Raw genomic sequence first — 20,417 nt, forward strand, 5'->3', positions numbered from 1 at the left:
GTCAGTCGTCGTCGCCGTGCAGCCGTCGGTGTACCGACAGCAGCTCCACTTCGGGCCGTGCGGCGACCAGGCGCTCGCAGCGGTCCATGACATCGGTGAGGTGCCCGGCGTCCCCGGAGACCACCGCCAGGCCTATGCGGGCCCTACGGTGCAGGTCCTGGTCCCCGACCTCCGCGGCGCTCACCGCGAATTTGCGGTGCAGCTCGGCGACGATCGGGCGGACGACGGAGCGCTTCTCCTTCAGCGACCGTACGTCGCCGAGAAGCAGGTCGAAGGACAGCGTCCCTACGTACATGCATGACGGGTCAAGCCACCCGTGGGGCACTTGGGGGCACCGCCCGGCAGGGCCGGGGGCGTCGTGTCATTTCGAACCGTACACGCAACGGCCGGGGCCGATCGACGGAGTTTCCGCTCCGCCGACCGGCCCCGGTGAGTCGCCCGCCCGTTGCCCGGCCACCATCCCTGGCGGCCGGGCGACGGGCGGATCGAGATCCCCGCGGAATCAGCCGCGCGGCTTCTCCCGCATCTCGTAGGTCGCGATGACGTCGTCGACCTTGATGTCGTTGAAGTTCCCGAGGTTGATACCGCCCTCGAAGCCTTCGCGGATCTCGGTGACGTCGTCCTTGAAGCGACGCAGACCGTCGATGTTGAGGTTCTCCGCGACCACCTTGCCGTCGCGGATGAGGCGGGCCTTGGTGTTCCGCTTGACCTCGCCGGAGCGGATGAGAACACCCGCGATGTTGCCCAGCTTGGACGACTTGAAGACCTCGCGGATCTCCGCCGTACCGAGCTCGACCTCTTCGTACTCCGGCTTGAGCATGCCCTTGAGGGCCGCCTCGATCTCCTCGATCGCCTGGTAGATGACCGAGTAGTACCGGACGTCGACGCCCTCGCGCTCGGCCATCTGCGTGGCGCGGCCCTCGGCCCGCACGTTGAAGCCGATGACGATCGCGTCGGAGCCGGACGCCAGGTTGATGTCCGTCTCGGTGACCGCACCGACGCCACGGTGCAGCACCCGGATGTCGACCTCTTCGCCGACGTCGAGCTGGAGCAGCGAGGACTCCAGCGCCTCGACGGAACCAGAAGCGTCACCCTTGATGATGAGGTTGAGCTGCTGGACCTCGCCGGCCTTGAGCACCTTGTCCAGGTCCTCCAGGGACACCCGGCGGGTGCGCTTGGCGAAGGCGGCGTTGCGCTCGCGGGCCGCGCGCTTCTCGGCGATCTGACGGGCCGTACGGTCCTCGTCGACGACCAGGAAGTTGTCGCCGGCGCCCGGGACGTTGGTCAGACCCAGGACCAGGACGGGGGTCGACGGACCCGCTTCCTCGACGTTGTTGCCCTTGTCGTCGAACATCGCACGGACGCGGCCGTACGCGTCACCGGCGACCATCGTGTCACCGACGCGGAGGGTACCGCGCTGGACGAGCACGGTGGCCACGGCGCCGCGGCCGCGGTCGAGGTGGGCCTCGATCGCAATACCCTGCGCGTCCTGCTCGGCGTTGGCCCGCAGGTCGAGCGCGGCGTCCGCGGTGAGGACCACGGCCTCCAGCAGGGACTCGATGTTCTCGCCCTGCTTGGCGGAGATGTCGACGAACATGGTGTCGCCGCCGTACTCCTCGGCCACCAGGCCGTACTCGGTCAGCTGACCGCGCACCTTGGTCGGGTCGGCGCCCTCGACGTCGATCTTGTTGACCGCGACCACGATCGGCACGTCGGCCGCCTTGGCGTGGTTCAGGGCCTCGATCGTCTGCGGCATCACACCGTCGTTGGCCGCCACCACGAGGATCGCGATGTCGGTCGACTTGGCACCACGGGCACGCATGGCGGTGAACGCCTCGTGACCCGGGGTGTCGATGAAGGTGATGCGCCGCTCTTCCTCGTTGACCTCGGTCGCAACCTGGTAGGCACCGATGTGCTGGGTGATGCCGCCGGCCTCGCCCGCGATGACGTTGGTCTTGCGGATGGCGTCGAGCAGTCGGGTCTTACCGTGGTCGACGTGACCCATGACGGTCACCACCGGCGGACGCGCGACGAGCATCTCCTCGCCGCCCTCGTTCTCACCGAAGTCGATGTCGAAGGACTCGAGCAGCTCGCGGTCCTCCTCCTCCGGGCTGACGATCTCGACGACGTAGTTCATCTCGTCGGCGAGCAGCTGGAGGGTCTCGTCGGAGACCGACTGGGTCGCGGTGACCATCTCGCCCAGGTTCAGCATGACCTGGACCAGCGACGCCGGGTTGGCGTTGATCTTCTCGGCGAAGTCCGTCAGCGAGGCACCACGCGACAGGCGAACCGTCGCGCCGTTGCCGCGCGGCAGCATGATGCCGCCGACCGACGGGGCCTGCATGGCCTCGTACTCCTGACGCCTCTGCCGCTTCGACTTGCGGCCACGACGCGCCGGACCGCCGGGACGGCCGAACGCACCCTGCGTGCCACCACGGCCACCGGGGCCACCGGGACGACCGCCGAAGCCGGGACGACCGCCGAAGCCGCCGCCACCGCCACCGGGGCCGCCGCCACCGGGACGACCGGCGAAACCGCCGCCGCCACCCGGACGACCGCCACCGCCGCCACCGGGACGACCGGCGAAGCCACCGCCGCCGCCGGGACGACCGCCGCCACCGGGACGACCGGCACCACCGGGACCGCGACCGCCGCCACCGGGGCCCGGACGCGGGCCGGCAGCCGGACGCTGCGGCATCATGCCCGGGTTCGGACGGTTACCGCCGCCACCGGGACGCGGGCCGCCGGCACCGGCGCCGGGAGCGGCACCCTGCGGACGAGGCATCCCACCGGGGGTCGGACGCGCGCCGCCCTGGCCCTGGGGACGGGGGCCGCCCTGGCCGCCGCCCTGCGGACGCGGACCGCCGGGACCGCCCTGGCCACCGGGGCGCGGGGCGCCACCGGGGCGGGGCGCCTGCGGACGGGCCATGCCCGTCGAGCCGCCGGAGGTGAAGGGGTTGTTGCCCGGACGGGGACCGGAGGAACGTCCGCCGGGACGGGGGCCGGGACGCTCGCCGCCGGGGCGCGGGGCGCCACCGCGGCCCTGGCCACCCTGACCGGAACCGGGCGCCGGACGGGCCGGGCGCGGACCGGGGGTGGCGCCGGGGCGGGGCGCCGACGGGCCGGCGGGCGCGGCCGGCGGGGCCTGGAACTCGGGCTGCGCGGGGGCGGCCGGAGCAGGCTTGGGTGCCGCGGGGCGCGCCGGGGTGGGGCGCGGGCCCGGGGTGGGGCCGGCGGCGGGAGTGCTCTTGGGGGCTGCGGGAGCCTGCGGCGCCTCGGCGGCGGCCGCGGGGGCCGGAGCCGCAGGGGCCGGAGCCGCGGGACCCGGCTTGGGGGCGCCCGGCTTCGGGGCAGCAGGACGTGCCGCCTGCGCCGGGGAGGGCGCCGACGGCTTCGCGGGGGCCGACTTGCGCGGCGCCGCGGGCTTACCGGCGGCGCGGCCGTTACCGCTGCCAGCCTGGAAAGCGTCGGTCAACTTGCGAACAACCGGCGCCTCGATCGTCGAGGACGCCGAACGGACGAATTCACCAAGTTCTTGGAGCTTGGCCATGACGACCTTGCTCTCAACGCCGAACTCCTTGGCGAGTTCGTATACCCGGACCTTAGCCACTTCGCTCCTTCTAGGTCCGGGGTGTCCACCGGACCGTCGCTACTTCATGGGCGTACTCATCGCGTACTCATCGAGTGCTCATCGCAATCTCGACCTACTTCCGACTCGCGAGGTACCTGACCGCACGGTTTTCCGTGCGCTGTGCATTCGTGCTGTGCGTTGTTGCCATGGGCGGCTTCAACCAGCGCCCCGTTCGAGGAACCGGCGCAAGGCCGTCGCATCGAACGGTCCCCGGCCCCGAAAGGCGCGGGGGAACGCCCGGCGGCGAACCGCCAGGTCGAGGCAGACCAGTGTCGGGTGCACATAAGCACCCCGGCCGGGCAGCGTACCGCGAGGATCGGGGGCGCACTCACCCTCGTTCTCCACGATGCGCAGCAAATCGCCCTTGGCCGTCCGCTCCCGGCATCCCAGACACGTACGCTCAGGGCATGCGCGGGCATGCGTCCGGCCAGACACTGCTTAAGTCTACCTCCCCGCACCGACCCGATCCCGATGGGGTAAAGGCCGGAGCGCTGCTCAGAATTCCTGACGGAGCGCCGCGGCACCACCGATTTTCTCGGGACCGCGGCGCACGCCGACTACCAAGGGTGATCTCAGTCCTGCGGTGCGTGCTGCTCGGTGTCCGGACGGATGTCGATCCGCCAGCCCGTGAGCCGCGCCGCGAGCCGGGCGTTCTGCCCTTCCTTACCGATGGCCAGTGACAGCTGGTAATCGGGGACGGTGACCCGGGCGGAGCGCGCCGCCAGGTCCACGACCTCGACCCTGCTCACCCGGGCCGGCGACAGCGCATTGGCCACCAGCTCGGCCGGGTCGTCCGACCAGTCCACGATGTCGATCTTCTCGCCGTGCAGCTCGGCCATCACGGCCCGCACCCGGCCGCCCATCGGGCCGATGCAGGCGCCCTTGGCGTTGAGCCCCGAGCGGGTGGACCGCACGGCGATCTTCGTACGGTGGCCGGCCTCGCGGGCGATGGCGGAGATCTCCACCGACCCGTCCGCGATCTCCGGCACCTCCATGGCGAAGAGCTTCTTCACCAGATTGGGGTGCGTCCGCGACAGCGTCACGGACGGCCCCCGGACGCCCTTGACCACCCGGACGACGTACGACCGCAGCCGGGTGCCGTGCGCGTAGTCCTCACCGGGGACCTGCTCCTGCACCGGCAGGATGGCCTCCAGCTTGCCGATGTCGACCAGGACGTTCTTGGGGTCCTTGCCCTGCTGGACGACGCCGGTGACGACGTCGCCCTCCCGTCCGGCGTACTCGCCGAAGGTGATCTCTTCCTCGGCGTCCCGCAGCCTCTGCAGGATCACCTGCTTGGCAGTGGTCGCCGCGATCCGGCCGAAGCCGGAGGGGGTGTCGTCGAACTCGCGCGGCTCGGCACCCTCCTCCAGGTCCTCGATGTCCTCGGGGTTCTCCTTCGCCCACACCGTCACATGACCGGTGTTGCGGTCCAGCTCCACCCGCGCCCGCCGGCGGCTGCCTTCAGTGCGGTGGTATGCGATGAGGAGGGCCGACTCGATCGCTTCGACCAGCAGGTCGAACGAGATCTCCTTCTCCCGCACCAGTCCCCGCAGGGCACTCATGTCGATGTCCACGGCTACGCCTCCTCCTTGTTCTCGTCGTTCTCGTCGTTCTCGTTGATCTCGTTGCCCTCGTCGTCAGCGTCGATCTTCGCTGCGTCCTGCGCACCGCGCTTGTCGGACTTGCGGCTGAACTCCAGCTCCACGCGCGCCTTGGCGATCTCGTCGAAGGAGACCCGGCGGGCGGTCGGCTTGCGACCCTTGACCCCCGGCACCTCCAGGTCGAGCCCCTCGTCGTCGACGGCGGTGATCCGGGCCACCAGCTCTCCGGCGCCTGCCTGCGCGGTCAGTTGGGCCTTGATGAGGCGGCCGACGGCGCGGCGGTAGTGCCGCAGCTCGGTCAGCGGCCGGTCGGCGCCCGGGGAGGTCACCTCAAGGGTGTAGGGCGCGCCGCCCATCGCGTCGGAGTCGTCCAGGACCTGGGAGACCTCGCGGCTCAGCTCGGCACACTCGTCCAGCTGGACGCCCGCATCGGAATCGACCACGATCCTCAGCACCCGCCGCTTTCCCGCCGGTGTCACCTCGATCTCTTCCAGATCCAGGTCTCGGGCGGCGACGAGCGGTTCAAGCAGTCCGCGCAGCCTCTCGCTCTGGGTGGTGCTCATCCGGGTGACTCCTCGGCCGCGTGTGCTGTTGTGGGTGGGTCGTGTGTCGGGTCAAAGCCTATCTGTTCCGGCGGGGTACTGACGATTCGGTGGGTCGTCACGGATACTCTCGCCTGCGGTGATCACTACGGAAGACCCCGGGAAGTGCAACGTGCCGAAGGTGGCGTTCATGCGCAGAAGGACCCTGCTGGCCGGTGCCGCCCTCGGGGGTGCGGCGCTGCTCACCGGCTGTGCCGCCGGCGACGCCCCGGACCGGGGCGAGGACTCCACCGCCGCCGCCCGGCTGCGCAAGCGGTCCGCCGGCGCCAGTACGGCCCTGCTGGCGCGCTACGACGCAACGCTGGCCGCCCACCCCGCCCTGGCGGAACGGCTGCGTCCGCTGCGCTCCGAAGTAGCCCGGCACGCCCAGGCGTTCACCGACCGCCGGACCGGCCCCTCGCCCGGCAGCACCCCCGCTCGGAGCCGGAAGCACAGTGCCGCCGCGCCCGCGGTGCCCGGAGACGAGAAGTCCGCCGTGGCCGCGCTGGCCGACGCGGAACGCCGGCTCGCCGACACCCGGACCCGGGAGTTGCTCACCGCGCCTCCCGAGCTGGCCCGGCTGCTCGCCTCGGTGGCCGCCGCCGGCGCGGCGCACGCGTATCTGCTCGCGGAGCCGGCCGGGTGACGGCGGCCGGACCGCGGCGCGCGGCAGGACAGCAGGGCGACAGGGACGGCAGGACCGACAAAGGAACGCAGGCATGAGCGCACGAACGGCTCAGGGAGCACCACAGCGACGTACGAACCAGGAGGAACGGGAGGACCGGAAGAACCCGGAAAATGGGGATGTCCAGGATGAGCTGACGGCGGTACAGGCGGCCCTGGCCGCCGAGCACGCCGCGGTCTACGGCTACGGCGTGGTCGGTGGACGGATCTCCGCGGACCGTCGCAAGGAGGCCATGGCGGCGTACGACGCCCATCGCGCGCGCCGGGACGCCCTGCACCGGGAGGTGCGCGACCTGGGCGGCACCCCGGAGGCCTCGGCCGCCGCCTATGCGCTGCCGTTCCCGGTCCCGGACGCGGCCGCGGCGGTGCGGCTGGCGGCGGAGCTGGAGGACCGGCTGGCCGCCGTCTACGCCGATCTCGTACGGTCCGGTGGGCGCGCCCGGCGCAGGGAGGCGGCGGCCGCGCTGCGCGAGGCGGCGGTGCGGGCGGTGCGCTGGCGGGGCAGCGGCGTAGCCTTCCCTGGTCTCGCGGAGCGGACCACGGCGGGCGCGCCGTCCGACACCGCGAGCGGCTCCGCGGGCGCGCTCTGACCGACCGCCGGCGGCGCCCGCCCCGGAATGATGTACCGGGCAGTTGCAGAGTTCCGCAATCGCCCACTGTGAAGGGACAGCTCAGGCATGGCAACGGCCCCCATCGAACCGCCGCAGCGGTTGGTGAGTTCGCTGAGCGGCGATCCGGATCGACGCGTACGGGAGTGGTTGCAGGCCCTTCCGACGCTGGTTCAGCAGCACTTGGACGCCTGGGAGCTGACGCTGGAACGGGTCCAGGTGCCCGGTGGCCGCAGCAGTCTGCTGGCGCTGGTGCGGCAGGGTGACGGCACCCCGGCGGCGCTGAAGCTGCCGGCGCCGGGCCGGTCGTCGGCGCAGGAGGCGGCCGCCCTGGACACCTGGGACGGGTGGGGCGCGGCGCGGCTGCTGCGGTACGACGACACCAGTGGTGCGCTGCTGTTGGAGCGGCTGCAGAGCGCGGTCTCGCTGCGCTCGCTGCCGGAGGCCAAGGCGCTGCTGGAGGCGGCCGGGACGGTGCGCCGGCTGTGGGTGGCGCCCACCCCGGGACACCCCTTCGAGACCGTGGCCGGCCGCACGGAGGAGGCGACACAACTGCTGCGCACGGCCGGGGCGCTCACCCGGGCGGCGGGCCCGCTGGTGGAGGAGGCGCTGGAGCTGCGCCGGGACCTGCCGGCCGGGTCCGAGGAGGAGTTCCTGCTGCACGGCGCCTTCCGACAGGGGAAGGTGCTGGGCGGTGAGCGGGCGCCGTGGCTGGCGGTCGGCCCGGCGCCGGTGGTCGGCGAGCGGGCGTACGACCTGGCGGCGCTGGTGCTGGACCGCTTCGAGGACGTGATGGCGGGTTCCGGCGCGGGCGCCGCGGCCCGCCGCCGGGTGGGCAGGCTCGCCGACTCGCTGGAGGTGGACCGGGACCGGCTGCGCGACTGGACGCTCTACCGGGCGGTGGACACCGGCGTCCGCGAGGTGGCCGGAGGCGACCGCCAGCGCGGCGAGCTGCTCCTGGAGTTCGCCGCCTGGCTGTAGGGCGCTTTCGGCGCTTCGTGGGCCCCGCGGGATCCGGTGCAGATCCCCAGGGCGCCAGGCGCTGGCAGCCGAACGGGCCGGCCGGGGCGCTCCCCGGGCCGGCCCGTCCGTCGGTGCCGTCAGGCGCTGAGCCGGGCGACGGCCTCCTCGACCGTCAGCTCCTCGCGCTCGCCGGTGCGGCGGTCCTTGACCTCGACCACGCCCTCGGCGGCACGGCGGCCGGCGACCACGATGGTCGGCACGCCCAGCAGCTCGGCGTCGGTGAACTTCACGCCGGGCGAGACGCCGGGCCGGTCGTCGACCAGGACGCGCAGGCCCGCGGCGCCCAGCCGCTCGCCGACCTCCAGGGCCAGCTCGGTCTGCTTGGCCTTGCCGGCGGCGACGACGTGCACATCGGCCGGCGCGATCTCGCGCGGCCAGCACAGGCCCTTCTCGTCGTGGGTCTGCTCGGCCAGCGCGGCCACCGCGCGGGAGACGCCGATGCCGTACGAGCCCATGGTGACCCGGGCCGGCTTGCCGTTCTGGCCGAGGACGTCGAGCTCGAAGGCGTCGGCGTACTTGCGGCCGAGCTGGAAGATGTGACCGATCTCGATGGCGCGGTCGATCTTCAGGCCGGTGCCGCACTCGGGGCAGGGGTCGCCGGGCTCGACGACGACCACGTCGAGGTAGTCGTCGACCTCGAAGTCCCGGCCGGCGACGACGTTCTTGGCGTGCTTGCCCTCCTTGTTGGCGCCGGTGATCCAGGAGGTGCCGGGCGCGATGCGCGGGTCGGCGAGGTAGCGGAACGCCTTGCCCGCCAGGCCCTGCGGGCCGACGTAGCCGCGGACCAGCTCCGGGCGGTCGGTGAAGTCCTCGGCGGTGACCAGCTCGACGGTGGCCGGCGCGAGGTGCTCGCCCAGCTTGCCGAGGTCGACCTCACGGTCGCCGGGCACGCCCACCGCGACGATCTCGCCGTCGACCTTGACCAGGAGGTTCTTCAGGGTCGCCGAGGCCGGGACGCCGAGGTGCTCGGCGAGCGCCTCGATCGTCGGGGTGTCGGGGGTGTCCAGCTCCTCGACGGGGCCGTGCGCGGAGCCGTCGGCCGGCTCGACCTTGACGGTCACGGCTTCGGTGTTGGCGGCGTAGTCGCAGTTCGGGCAGTCGACGAAGGTGTCCTCACCGGCCGCGGCGGGGGCCAGGAACTCCTCGGAGGCGGAACCGCCCATCGCGCCGGAGACGGCGGAGACGATGCGGTAGTCCAGGCCCAGCCGGGCGAAGATCTTCTGGTAGGCCTCGCGGTGCAGGGCGTAGGACTGCGCCAGGCCCTCGTCGGTGGTGTCGAAGCTGTACGAGTCCTTCATGTGGAACTCGCGGCCGCGCAGCACACCGGAGCGGGGGCGGGCCTCGTCGCGGTACTTGATCTGGATCTGGTAGAGGATCACCGGCAGGTCCTTGTAGGACGTGCACTGGTCCTTGACCGTGAGGGTGAAGATCTCCTCGTGGGTCGGACCGAGGAGGTAGTCGGCGCCCTTGCGGTCCTTGAGGCGGAAGAGCAGGTCGCCGTACTCCTCCCATCGGCCGCTGATCTCGTAGGGCTCCTTGGGCAGCAGGGCCGGCAGCAGGACTTCCTGGCCGCCGATCGCGTCCATCTCCTCGCGGACGACGCGGGAGACGTTCTCCAGGACCTTCATGCCCAGCGGCAGCCACGTCCAGATGCCGGCGGAGGAGCGGCGGACGTACCCGGCGCGGACGAGCAGCTTGTGGCTGGCGGTCTCGGCGTCGGCCGGGTCGTCGCGCAGTGTCTTGATCATCAAGCGGGACATGCGCTGGACCTGTGCGGCGTTGGCCATGGGAGTTTCTCCTGCGTAAGAAAGGTGACTCCCTGGAGGTTAGCCGCACGGGTGTGGCGCACGGAAATGCGTTGCCGCTGCGCTTTGTCTGTCTCCCGCGTTTTCGGCTTTCCCGCCGTTTTGGTTTCTCGCCGTGGCTCCACCACTGCCTTAAGGGCGTGGGAGGTACCCCCACGCTGCGGGCCGGGCCGCTGCGCGGGGCTGTCGGGTGCGGTGACGGACCTCCGGGGCAGGGGTGTGGGACGTAAAGCGAAGCAGTCCCACACCCCTGCCCCTCCGGCCCGTCCCCTCCCGTGGGTGGGTGAGAAAGACGGTTGGTGGGGGTGGCCGTCGGTGGTCCAGTGCTCCTCGCGAAAGCAGGTGTGACACGTCCTCCGAACGCCCGCCCCCGCCCACCTCCATCAGCTTCCCCGACGGGAGGGGACGGGCCGGAGGGGCCTGGTGTGTGGACGTAAAGCGAAGCAGTCCACACACCAGACCCCTCCGGCCCGTCACCGCACCCAACAGCCCCGCGCAGCGGCACCGCCCGCCGCAGGCGCAACGGCGAACAACCCCCACGGCGGGACAGCCGAAGGCGTACCGGCCCGCCGGCCGCCCAGGCCACGGCGGGAAAGCCGAAAACGTGGGAGGACGGCCAGGCGCAGCGGACGGTCAGGGGCGTTTCAGGGGGAGGGGGGCGCCCATGACCGCGTAGGGGGTGGGGGCGCTGGGGAACAGCACCCGGCGGGCGATGTCGCGGTAGCCGAGGGAGCGGTACAGGCCGCGTGCCGGGCTCTCGACGTCGATGGCCGACAGGATGGAGCGGGGTTCGGCCGCCCCGTCGGTGATCTGGGTGATCAGCGACCGGCCGATGCCGCGGCCCTGGTAGGCGGGGTGGACGTGCAGCTCGGTGATGGTGAAGGAGTCGTCGAGCCAGTGGTCGAGGCCCTCGGAACGCAGATAGGGCTCGACGACGGTGGACCACCAGTGAGTGCGGTCGTTGGGCATGCCGTAGACGAAGCCGACGAGCCGCCCGGCGGAGGTGGTGGCGCCGAGGGCCCGGGCACCGGTGCAGCCGAAGTGACGCAGCACGATGTGCCGGCGGACGGCGACCTCCTCCGCGCTCAGCCCGAAGGCGAGCGCCTGGACGGCCAGCGCGTCATCCACGCGGGCAGCGAGATCCAAGGGGCCGACCGCGACGTCATCCATGCTCGGAGCGTACAAGGCCCGGGCGCCCGGCAGTACGCCCACGGGGAATCAGAACAGCACGCTCATGAACGCACCGACTTCCTGGAAGCCCACCCGGCGGTAGGAGGCACGGGCGGCGGTGTTGAAGTCGTTGACGTACAGGCTGACGACCGGGGCGACGTCGTTGAGGGCGTAGCGCAGCACGGCGGCCATGCCGGTCTCCGACAGGCCCTTGCCCCGGTAGGCGGGGTCGACCCAGACGCCCTGGATCTGGCAGGCCTGCGGGGTGGCGGCGCCGATCTCCGCCTTGAAGATGACCTTGCCGTCCTCGACGCGGGCGAAGGAGCGGCCGGCTCCGACGAGTTCGGCGACCCGAGCCTGGTAGAGCAGCCCGCCGTCGCCGGCCATCGGGGAGATGCCGACCTCTTCGGTGAACATGGCCACGCACGCCGGCATGATCAGTTCCATCTCGTTCTTCCGGATCCGCCGGACGTACGGGTCGGGGGCGATCTCGGCGGACGGCGTGCTGGTGACCATCAGGGGCTGGTGGGCACGGATCTCCCGGGCCGGGCCCCAGTAGGGCTCCAGCAGCGACCACAGCTCGGCGGTGGGCTCGGCGGGCCCGACGATGGAGGAGCAGCGGCGGCCCTGGCGGCGGGCGCGCTCGGCGAAGCCGCGGACGGCCTCGGGGGTGGCACAGACCGGGACGAGGTTGGCGCCGGCGTAGCAGAGCGACTCCAGGCGGCCGCCGGCGTACCAGCCCCACATCTCGCCACCCAGCCGCCAGGGGTCGAGGCCGGCGATCTGGACGCGGGCGGCGACGAAGGCGTTGGCCACCGGGTCGCGGTCGAGGACCGCAAGCGCGTCGTCGAGCTCCCCGGGTTCGAGGACCTTGATGGCGGGGGTGGTCAGCACGTCTCGGAATGCCTCACCGATACGGGCCTGGGAGGCCAGGCGGAAGCAGGTCCTGGCACTTTACCTCCACCTGGGCGGGTGCACCCCTCCCGCGGTGGGGGCCCGGTGGGCACCCGTCGTACGCGGGCGGTCCCGGACGGCCGCGAGCCCCACCGCCTGGGGCGGGCGGCGGGGCTCGGTGGTGGTTCCGACGGCGGTCAGCCGGCGGCGGTGACGATCGGCTCGCCGGAGGCGATGCCGTCGGCCTCCATCTGCGCGGCGATCTTCATGGCCTCTTCGATGAGGGTCTCGACGATCTTCGACTCGGGGACGGTCTTGATGACCTCGCCCTTGACGAAGATCTGGCCCTTGCCGTTGCCGGAGGCGACGCCCAGGTCGGCCTCGCGGGCCTCGCCGGGGCCGTTGACGACGCAGCCCATGACCGCGACCCGGAGCGGCACCTCCATGCCCTCCAGGCCGGCGGTGACCTCGTCGGCGAGCTTGTAGACGTCGACCTGGGCGCGGCCGCAGGACGGGCAGGAGACGATCTCCAGGCGGCGCTGACGGAGGTTGAGGGACTCCAGGATGGAGATGCCGACCTTGACCTCCTCGGCGGGCGGCGCCGAGAGCGAGACCCGGATGGTGTCGCCGATGCCCTCGCTGAGCAGCGCGCCGAAGGCGACCGCGGACTTGATCGTGCCCTGGAAGGCCGGGCCGGCCTCCGTGACGCCGAGGTGGAGGGGGTAGTCGCACTGGGCGGCGAGCTGGCGGTAGGCGTTGACCATCACGACCGGGTCGTTGTGCTTGACCGAGATCTTGATGTCGCGGAAGCCGTGCTCCTCGAAGAGGGACGCCTCCCACAGCGCGGACTCCACCAGCGCCTCGGGGGTGGCCTTGCCGTACTTCTGCAGCAGGCGGCGGTCCAGGGAGCCGGCGTTGACGCCGATCCGGATCGGCGTGCCGGCGTCGGAGGCCGCCTTGGCGATCTCCTTGACCTTGTCGTCGAACTGCTTGATGTTGCCGGGGTTGACCCGGACCGCGGCGCAGCCGGCGTCGATCGCGGCGAAGACGTACTTCGGCTGGAAATGGATGTCCGCGATGACTGGAATCTGGGACTTCTTGGCAATCACCGGCAGCGCATCGGCGTCGTCCTGGGTCGGGCAGGCGACCCGGACGATCTGGCAGCCGGAGGCCGTCAGCTCGGCGATCTGCTGCAGCGTGGCGCCGATGTCCGACGTCCGCGTGGTCGTCATCGACTGCACCGAGACCGGTGCGTCTCCGCCCACGGCGACCGTACCGACCTGGATCTTGCGGCTGACACGGCGGTCAGCGAGCTTGGTCGGTACGTCCGGCATTCCCAGCGAAATGGCAGTCATCTGGCGAGCAACCCCAAGGTATGGATCAAGGTCCCGAATCGGCGGGCTCCGGCCTCCGAGGTTACGGCACACGCGTTCCCCCAGGCACATCGTCCCCCCGTGGCCCCCCGAAAGGAGACGGCCGGACACCTCCAAACGCCACGGAGGTGTCCGGCCGTCGCCAAACCGCATTTTCGGTCGGGTTGTCAGGTCAGCTTCACCGGATTCACCACGTCGGCGACGAGCACCAGCAGGGTGAAGCAGATGAAGATCCCGGCGACGACGTAGGCGACCGGCATGAGCTTCGCCACGTCGAAGGGGCCCGGGTCGGGGCGCCGGACGATCTTGGCGAAGGCCCGCCGGATGGACTCCCACACGGCGCCGGCGATGTGCCCGCCGTCGAGCGGGAGCAGCGGCAGCATGTTGAACAGGAACAGCGAGAGGTTGAACCCGGCGACCAGGAAGAGCATCGTCGCCACCCGCTGCTCCGGCGGGATGTTCAGCGAGAAGACCTCGCCGCCGACCCGCGCCGCACCGACCACGCCCATCGGCGAGTCCTGCTTGCGCTCGCCGCCGTTGAAGGCCGCGTTCCACAGGTCCGGGACCTTGGCGGGCAGGTTGACCAGCGACGAGACGCCCTGCTCGACCATGTTGCCCATCCGGTCCACGGACTGGCCGAAGGTCTGCTGGACGACGCCGCTGGCCGGGGTGAAGCCGAGGAATCCGGCGGTGACGAACTCGCCGGGGACGTAGCCGCCGTGCCCGTCGGTCTTGGCGACCTTGTTCTCGATCAGGTCGGCGTGCAGCGTCCTGCGGGCGCCGTGCCGCTCGACGACCAGCGTCGCGGGACCGGTGGTGTCACGGATCTGCTGCTGGAGGGTGCCCCAGTCCGGGACGTCGTGCCCGTTGAACGAGACGATCTTGTCGCCGGCCCGCAGCCCCGCAGCCTTGGCCGGGGAGTCCTTGGCGCCGGACGGGCACTTGTCGGTCTTGGCGGAGGCCGAGATCACACAGTCCGAGACCGAGCCGACCTGGGTGGTCTGGGTGTTGATGCCGAAGCCCATCAGCACGCTCATGAAGATCACGACCGCCAGGATCAGGTTCATGAACGGCCCGGCGAACATCACGATGATGCGCTTCCAGGGCTTACGGGTGTAGAAGAGCCGCTTCTCGTCGCCGGGCTGCAGCTCCTCGAAGGCCGCCGACCGGGCGTCCTCGATCATCCCGCGGAACGGCGAGGTGGACCGGGCCTGCAGCTTGCCGTCGTCCCCGGGCGGGAACATCCCGATCATGCGGATGTAGCCGCCGAGCGGGATGGCCTTGATGCCGTACTCGGTGTCGCCCTTCTTACGGGAGAAGATCGTCGGCCCGAAGCCCACCATGTACTGCGGCACGCGGATACCGAACAGCTTGGCCGTGGAGAGGTGGCCGAGCTCGTGCCAGGCAATGGAGAACAGCAGGCCGACGACGAAGACGACTATGCCGAGGATGGTCATCCAGGTCGTCATGCGCGAGCCTCCGAAGGTGTCCGTGCCGCACGGGCGGCCAGTTCGCGGGCGCGGGCACGCGCCCAGGTCTCCGCCTCCAGGACGTCCGCGACGGTCAGGGAAGTTCCCCGCGCGGGCGTTCCGTGTGCGGCGACCACATCGGCGACGGTATCCACAATCCCGGTGAAGGGCAGCCCGCCCTTGAGGAACGCATCCACGCACTCCTCGTTCGCGGCGTTGAAGACGGCCGGGGCGGTGCCGCCCAGATCGCCGACGTGGCAGGCGAGCGGGACGGAGGGGAAGGCCGCCTCGTCGAGCGGGAAGAACTCCCAGGTCTGCGCCTTGGTCCAGTCCACACCCGGTGCGGCGTCCGGGACCCGCTCGGGCCAGCCGATGCCCAGCGCGATCGGCATCCGCATGTCGGGCGGGCTGGCCTGGGCGAGCGTGGAGCCGTCGGTGAACTCCACCATCGAGTGGATGTAGGACTGCGGGTGGACGACGACCTCGATGCGGTCGAAGGGGACGTCGAACAGCAGATGCGCCTCGATGACCTCCAGGCCCTTGTTGACCAGGGTCGCCGAGTTGATGGTGACGACCGGGCCCATGGACCAGGTGGGGTGGGCCAGCGCCTGCTCGGGGGTGACACCGGCCAGCTCCCGCTTCGTACGGCCGCGGAACGGGCCGCCGGAGGCGGTGACGACGAGCTTGCGGACCTCGGCCCGGTCGCCGCCGGCCAGCGCCTGGAAGAGCGCGGAGTGCTCGGAGTCGACGGGGATGATCTGGCCGGGCTTGGCGACGGCCTTGACCAGCGGTCCGCCGACGATCAGCGACTCCTTGTTGGCGAGGGCCAGCACCCGGCCGGCCTTCAGGGCGGCCAGGGTGGGGGCGAGGCCGATGGAGCCGGTGATGCCGTTGAGGACGGTGTGGCACTCGGAGGCGGCCAGTTCGGTGGCCGCGTCCGGGCCGGCGAGGATCTCCGGCAGCGGCTCGCCGGCGCCGTACCGCTCGGTCAGCGCCGTGCGCAGCGCGGGCACCGCGTCCTCACGCGCCACCGCGACCGTGGCCACCCGCAGTTGGTGCGCCTGCTCGGCGAGCAGCTCGGTGCGGCCGCCGGCCGCGGAGAGTGCGGTCACTCGGAACCGGTCGGGGTTGCGCAGCACAATGTCGATCGCCTGGGTGCCGATCGACCCGGTCGAGCCGAGGATCACAAGGGAACGGGGGCCATCGGAGTCGCCGGCGGCCGGCTCGAAGCGCAGGTGCGGATGGGCGAGGGAGTCCGTCATGGGTCCATTGTGGCCGGTCGGCGTGGTGCCGTGGACACACAGGTCACGCCGAGGGACCCGGCCGGCGGATCTTCACCGGGCGGGCCCCTCGGCGTGACGTCACACCGGGCTCAGCGGATCGGGCGGTGGACGTTGTCCTTCAGGCTGGGGCCCGGGGAGGCGTCGGCGATCCAGGGACCCTCCCCGCTGGGGTCGACCACGCCCTCCTCCAGCCAGGTGTAGGTGCCGTCGAGGACGCCGGAGACGACCTTGCGGTCGAGTTCGTCGGTGTTGGTCCACAGCCGGCCGAACAGCTCCTCGATCCGGATCCGGGCCTGCCGGCAGAACACATCGGCCAGTTGCTGCGCCTCCCGACCGTGATCGCCGGTCTCGCGCAGGTACTCGGCCCGCACACAGGCGGCGCTCATCGCGAAGAGCTCGGCGCCGATGTCGACGATCCGGCCGAGGAAGCCCTGCTTGGTCTCCATCCGGCCCTGCCAGCGGGACATCGCGTAGAAGGTGGAGCGGGCGAGCTTGCGCGAGGTCCGCTCGACATACCGCAGGTGCCCGGCGAGCCGCCCGAACTCCTGGTACGTACGCGGGAGTTGGCCCGGTCCGGCGACCAGCTTGGGCAGCCAGCGGGCGTAGAACCCGCCCGCCTTGGCCGCCGCCCGGCCCTTGTCGGCGAGGGTCTTGTCGGGGTCGATCAGATCGCCGGCGACGGACAGGTGCGCGTCCACCGCCTCCCGGGCGATCAGCAGGTGCATGATCTCGGTGGACCCCTCGAAGATCCGGTTGATGCGCATATCGCGCAGCATCTGCTCGGCCGGTACCGCGCGTTCCCCGCGGGCGGCGAGCGAGGGGGCGGTCTCGAAGCCCCGGCCGCCGCGGATCTGGACCAGCTCGTCGGCCATCAGCCAGCCCATCTCCGAGCCGTAGAGCTTGGCCAGCGCCGCCTCGATGCGGATGTCGTTGCGGTTCTCGTCGGCCATCTGGGACGAGAGGTCGACGACCGCTTCCAGGGCGAAGGTGGTGGCGGCGATGAAGGAGATCTTGGCGCCGACGGCCTCGTGCTTGGCGATCGGCCGGCCCCACTGCTCGCGCGCCGCCGACCACTCACGGGCGACCTTCAGGCACCACTTGCCGGAGCCCACGCACATCGCGGGCAGCGAGAGGCGTCCGGTGTTGAGCGTGGTCAGCGCGATCTTCAGGCCGGCGCCCTCGGGGCCGATGCGGTTCGCGGCGGGGACCCGGACCTGGTGGAAGCGGGTGACGCCGTTCTCCAGTCCGCGCAGACCCATGAAGGCGTTGCGGTTCTCGACGGTGATGCCGGGCGAGTTCGCCTCGACGACGAAGGCGGTGATGCCGCCCTTGTGGCCCTCGGAGGCGGGCACCCGCGCCATCACCACCAGCAGGTCGGCGACCACGCCGTTGGTGGTCCACAGCTTCACCCCGTCGAGGACGTAGTCCTCGCCGTCCGGCACCGCCAGGGTCGCCAGCCGGGCCGGGTCCGAGCCGACGTCGGGCTCGGTCAGCAGGAACGCCGAGATGTCCGTACGGGCCAGCCGCGGCAGGAACGTCTCCTTCTGCTGCTGGGTGCCGAAGAGCTTCAGCGGCTGCGGCACACCGATCGACTGGTGCGCCGAGAGTAGCGCGCCGATGGCCGGGCTGGCCGTGCCGACCAGCGACAACGCCCGGTTGTAGTACACCTGGGTGAGCCCCAGACCGCCGTACTTCGGGTCGATCTTCATGCCGAGCGCGCCGAGCTCCTTGAGCCCGTTGACGGTCTCGTCCGGGATCTTCCCCTCGCGCTCGATGCGGGCGCCGTCGATCTGCGTCTCGCAGAACTCCCGCAGCGTGGCGAGGAACTTCTCGCCGCGGCGCACGTCGTCCACCGCGGGGGTGGGGTGCGGATGGATGAGGTCGAGCCGGAAACGCCCCAGGAACAGTTCCTTGGCGAAGCTGGGCTTGCGCCAGTCCTGCTCGCGGGCCGCCTCGGCGACCTGGCGTGCTTCGCGCTCGGAAACGTTGCGGATGGACGGAGCGGTCATCAGGAGCTCACCTCGCCGCGGAATCGGGAGTTCTGCGCCGGCGGGCCGGTCGGGCCGCTGGAACAGCGCTACTTGTGAGAGTTACCCGATCCGCACGGGTTGCACCACTGGAGGTACGGGTTGAGCGGGGCCGTACGGCGGCTCCTGGCCATATGGCACATACGCCCCGCCGCGGCCGGGCCGGCACGGCCGGCATCGGCCGTTCGGGGGGGGCGGCATACCGCCCTGATGGCTCTGATGGCTCCGGTGGCTCCGGTAGCCCTAGTGGCCCTGGTGACCCTGAGGGCCCTGAGGGGGACCGGGCCACACCTCGCCCCGGCGCGAGGGGGCGTGGTGCCGGTCGGGACCCGAAGGGCGGGGCGGGAGCCGACGGGCGGGGCGGGATCGAAGGGCGGGGCGGGACCCGGGCCCGGGAAACGGGTGACGCGGCGCGCTCCGGGAACAGGGTGTCGGAGCGCGCCGCGTCGGGGGCCGGCACCGGGGTGCGTCGGCCGGGGCCCGGACGGGGTACGGCCGGCGGGGCGGCCGTCGCTGTCCACCGGTCCGGACGGGCCCGGGTGGAGCGGTGTGGTGGTGCGGTGCGGTGGAGCGGTGCGGTGCGGTGGTGGCGCTGACGCCTGGTTACAGCGCCAGCCCGGTGAGCACCAGCACCCGCTCGTAGGTGTAGTCCTCCATCGCGAAGCGCACGCCCTCGCGGCCCACACCGGACTGCTTGACGCCGCCGTAGGGCATCTGGTCGGCGCGGTAGGACGGCACGTCGCCGATGACCACACCGCCGACCTCCAGCGCCCGGTGGGCGCGGAAGGCGGTCTGGGTGTCGTGGGTGAAGACACCGGCCTGGAGGCCGAACTTGGAGTCGTTGACGGCCGCGAACGCCTCGGCCTCCCCGTCGACCTTGGTCAGTGCGAGCACCGGGCCGAAGACCTCCTCGCAGGCGAGGGTGGCGTCGGCGGGCACGTTCTCCAGGACGGTCGGCGCGTAGGAGGCGCCGTCGCGCTTGCCACCGGCGAGCAGCTTCGCGCCGCGCTCCACGGCCTCGTCCACCCAGGCCTCGACGCGCTTGGCCGCGTCCTCGTTCACCAGCGGGCCGACCTCGGTCGCGTCGTCCGACGGGTCGCCGGTGACCTGCGCCTCGACCGCCGCGACGATCTTCGGCACCAGCCGGTCGTAGACCGAGGCGTCCGCGATGACCCGCTGCACGGAGATGCAGGACTGGCCACCCTGGTAGTTCGAGAAGATCGCGATGCGCTGCGCCGCCCAGTCCAGGTCCGCCTCGGAGGACCAGTCGGGCAGCACGACGGCCGCGCCGTTGCCGCCCAGCTCCAGGGTGCAGTGCTTGCGCGGCACCGAGTCGAGGATGGCGTAGCCGACCTTCTCGGAACCGGTGAAGGAGACCACCGGCAGCCGCTCGTCCTGGACCAGCGCCGGCATCCGGTCGTTGGGCACCGGCAGGATCGACCAGGAACCGGCCGGCAGGTCGGTCTCGGCCAGCAGCTCGCCGATGATCAGGCCGGAGAGCGGGGTGGCCGGTGCAGGCTTGAGAATGATCGGGGCGCCGGCCGCGATGGCCGGGGCGACCTTGTGGGCGCAGAGGTTCAGCGGGAAGTTGAACGGGGCGATGCCCAGGACCGTGCCGCGCGGGAAGCGTCGGGTCAGCGCGAGCCGGCCGGCGCCACCCGCGTCGGTGTCCAGGCGCTGGGCCTCGCCGCCGTTGAAGCGGCGGGCCTCCTCGGCGGCGAAGCGGAACACCGAGATGGCCCGGCCGACCTCGCCGCGCGCCCACTTCATGGGCTTGCCGTTCTCCGCGGAGATCAGCTGGGCGATCTCCTCGGTGCGCTCCACCAGGCGGCGCTGCACATGGTCCAGGGCCGCGGCACGCACATGCGCGGGGGTCGCCGCGAACTCCTCCTGGACCGCGACGGAAGCCGCGATGGCCTCCTCGACCTGGGCCTCGGTGGGAACGCTCACCGTGCCGACGAGACGTCCGTCCCAGGGGGAGGTGACATCGAAGGTGGCATCGCCGGTGGCCTCACGGCCGGCGAGCCAAAAGGCGGTGGGGGCTGCATCAGCGGAGATCGGCACAGTGGAACCCGGCCCTTCAGACGTGGTGGGTGGTGCGCAAGGCTCAGGGAGCGGCTCTGCGGTTTTTGACTCTGGCACCACGGTAGGGGTGCGGCGCCGCCATGGCGTTTGTCCGAAGCGTAGAAATGCGCGGGCGGGTCCCTCCGTGGTGGAGGGGGGTGGGGGTGCGGGGCGGGGTGTGAGAGGCGGGCGGGCTTGGCGGGA

General features: G+C 71.7%; 16 protein-coding genes. 3 read left to right on the forward strand and 13 right to left on the reverse strand.

The window, feature by feature from the left end; translation table 11 throughout:
- Position 1: 1 nt before the first annotated feature.
- The 5 genes from AB0G84_RS23050 to rimP form a co-directional block, all read right to left on the reverse strand.
- The gene (locus tag AB0G84_RS23050; protein WP_361323774.1) at positions 2-295 is read right to left on the reverse strand and encodes a DUF503 domain-containing protein; all 294 of its coding nucleotides are present in this window, start codon (positions 293-295) and stop codon (positions 2-4) included.
- Positions 296-502: 207 nt separating this feature from the next.
- Complete coding sequence (gene infB / locus AB0G84_RS23055) at positions 503-3,610, reverse strand: translation initiation factor IF-2 (protein WP_361323777.1); 3,108 nt, start codon at positions 3,608-3,610, stop codon at positions 503-505.
- 177 nt (positions 3,611-3,787) lie between these two features.
- Complete coding sequence (locus AB0G84_RS23060; protein WP_361323780.1) at positions 3,788-4,066, reverse strand: YlxR family protein; 279 nt, start codon at positions 4,064-4,066, stop codon at positions 3,788-3,790.
- Between the two features lie 137 nt (positions 4,067-4,203).
- Positions 4,204-5,205, reverse strand: a complete 1,002-nt coding sequence (gene nusA / locus AB0G84_RS23065; RefSeq protein WP_361323782.1) for a transcription termination factor NusA — start codon at positions 5,203-5,205, stop codon at positions 4,204-4,206.
- A gap of 2 nt (positions 5,206-5,207) precedes the next feature.
- Complete coding sequence (gene rimP, locus AB0G84_RS23070; protein ID WP_361323785.1) at positions 5,208-5,795, reverse strand: ribosome maturation factor RimP; 588 nt, start codon at positions 5,793-5,795, stop codon at positions 5,208-5,210.
- A 169-nt stretch (positions 5,796-5,964) separates the two neighbouring features.
- On the opposite strand from rimP, the gene AB0G84_RS23075 reads away from it, so the two are divergent.
- From AB0G84_RS23075 to AB0G84_RS23085, 3 genes are all read left to right on the forward strand, one after another.
- The gene (locus tag AB0G84_RS23075; protein ID WP_361323788.1) at positions 5,965-6,459 is read left to right on the forward strand and encodes a hypothetical protein; all 495 of its coding nucleotides are present in this window, start codon (positions 5,965-5,967) and stop codon (positions 6,457-6,459) included.
- 73 nt (positions 6,460-6,532) lie between these two features.
- Positions 6,533-7,087 (forward strand): ferritin-like domain-containing protein, encoded by a 555-nt coding sequence (locus AB0G84_RS23080; protein WP_361323791.1) that lies wholly within the window; start codon positions 6,533-6,535, stop codon positions 7,085-7,087.
- A gap of 87 nt (positions 7,088-7,174) precedes the next feature.
- The gene (locus tag AB0G84_RS23085) at positions 7,175-8,086 is read left to right on the forward strand and encodes an aminoglycoside phosphotransferase family protein (protein ID WP_361323794.1); all 912 of its coding nucleotides are present in this window, start codon (positions 7,175-7,177) and stop codon (positions 8,084-8,086) included.
- A 119-nt stretch (positions 8,087-8,205) separates the two neighbouring features.
- Here AB0G84_RS23085 and AB0G84_RS23090 read toward each other — a convergent pair whose 3' ends face one another.
- The 8 genes from AB0G84_RS23090 to AB0G84_RS23125 form a co-directional block, all read right to left on the reverse strand.
- Positions 8,206-9,915, reverse strand: coding sequence for a proline--tRNA ligase (locus AB0G84_RS23090; RefSeq protein WP_361323797.1), 1,710 nt, complete (start codon positions 9,913-9,915; stop codon positions 8,206-8,208).
- Between the two features lie 651 nt (positions 9,916-10,566).
- Positions 10,567-11,103 (reverse strand): GNAT family N-acetyltransferase, encoded by a 537-nt coding sequence (locus tag AB0G84_RS23095; RefSeq protein WP_361323798.1) that lies wholly within the window; start codon positions 11,101-11,103, stop codon positions 10,567-10,569.
- 48 nt (positions 11,104-11,151) lie between these two features.
- Positions 11,152-11,997, reverse strand: coding sequence for a GNAT family N-acetyltransferase (locus AB0G84_RS23100; RefSeq protein ID WP_361323801.1), 846 nt, complete (start codon positions 11,995-11,997; stop codon positions 11,152-11,154).
- A 197-nt stretch (positions 11,998-12,194) separates the two neighbouring features.
- Positions 12,195-13,352, reverse strand: a complete 1,158-nt coding sequence (gene ispG, locus AB0G84_RS23105) for a flavodoxin-dependent (E)-4-hydroxy-3-methylbut-2-enyl-diphosphate synthase (protein ID WP_361323803.1) — start codon at positions 13,350-13,352, stop codon at positions 12,195-12,197.
- A gap of 185 nt (positions 13,353-13,537) precedes the next feature.
- Positions 13,538-14,839 (reverse strand): site-2 protease family protein, encoded by a 1,302-nt coding sequence (locus AB0G84_RS23110; protein WP_361323806.1) that lies wholly within the window; start codon positions 14,837-14,839, stop codon positions 13,538-13,540.
- Positions 14,836-16,101 (reverse strand): 1-deoxy-D-xylulose-5-phosphate reductoisomerase, encoded by a 1,266-nt coding sequence (dxr, locus tag AB0G84_RS23115; RefSeq protein ID WP_361323809.1) that lies wholly within the window; start codon positions 16,099-16,101, stop codon positions 14,836-14,838. The genes AB0G84_RS23110 and dxr overlap by 4 nt, the downstream gene beginning before the upstream one ends.
- Positions 16,102-16,211: 110 nt before the next feature.
- Complete coding sequence (locus AB0G84_RS23120; RefSeq protein ID WP_361323812.1) at positions 16,212-18,131, reverse strand: acyl-CoA dehydrogenase family protein; 1,920 nt, start codon at positions 18,129-18,131, stop codon at positions 16,212-16,214.
- A 621-nt stretch (positions 18,132-18,752) separates the two neighbouring features.
- Positions 18,753-20,213 carry an aldehyde dehydrogenase family protein gene (locus AB0G84_RS23125; RefSeq protein ID WP_361323814.1) on the reverse strand — a complete coding sequence of 487 codons (1,461 nt, stop codon included), beginning with the start codon at positions 20,211-20,213 and terminating at the stop codon, positions 18,753-18,755.
- Between the last annotated feature and the right edge of the window lie 204 nt (positions 20,214-20,417).

The sequence above is a fragment of the Streptomyces sp. NPDC020742 genome (assembly GCF_040641675.1).
In the GTDB taxonomy this organism is placed as follows: domain Bacteria; phylum Actinomycetota; class Actinomycetes; order Streptomycetales; family Streptomycetaceae; genus Streptomyces.

Coding starts and splice junctions, on each gene's coding strand:
- ispG (WP_361323803.1), bottom strand. CDS start 13,352: ATGACTGCCATTTCGCTGGGAATGCCGGACGTACCGACCAAGCTCGCT.
- AB0G84_RS23110 (WP_361323806.1), bottom strand. CDS start 14,839: ATGACGACCTGGATGACCATCCTCGGCATAGTCGTCTTCGTCGTCGGC.
- AB0G84_RS23080 (WP_361323791.1), top strand. CDS start 6,533: ATGAGCGCACGAACGGCTCAGGGAGCACCACAGCGACGTACGAACCAG.
- AB0G84_RS23095 (WP_361323798.1), bottom strand. CDS start 11,103: ATGGATGACGTCGCGGTCGGCCCCTTGGATCTCGCTGCCCGCGTGGAT.
- AB0G84_RS23050 (WP_361323774.1), bottom strand. CDS start 295: ATGTACGTAGGGACGCTGTCCTTCGACCTGCTTCTCGGCGACGTACGG.
- rimP (WP_361323785.1), bottom strand. CDS start 5,795: ATGAGCACCACCCAGAGCGAGAGGCTGCGCGGACTGCTTGAACCGCTC.
- AB0G84_RS23090 (WP_361323797.1), bottom strand. CDS start 9,915: ATGGCCAACGCCGCACAGGTCCAGCGCATGTCCCGCTTGATGATCAAG.
- AB0G84_RS23085 (WP_361323794.1), top strand. CDS start 7,175: ATGGCAACGGCCCCCATCGAACCGCCGCAGCGGTTGGTGAGTTCGCTG.
- AB0G84_RS23075 (WP_361323788.1), top strand. CDS start 5,965: ATGCGCAGAAGGACCCTGCTGGCCGGTGCCGCCCTCGGGGGTGCGGCG.
- dxr (WP_361323809.1), bottom strand. CDS start 16,101: ATGACGGACTCCCTCGCCCATCCGCACCTGCGCTTCGAGCCGGCCGCC.
- AB0G84_RS23120 (WP_361323812.1), bottom strand. CDS start 18,131: ATGACCGCTCCGTCCATCCGCAACGTTTCCGAGCGCGAAGCACGCCAG.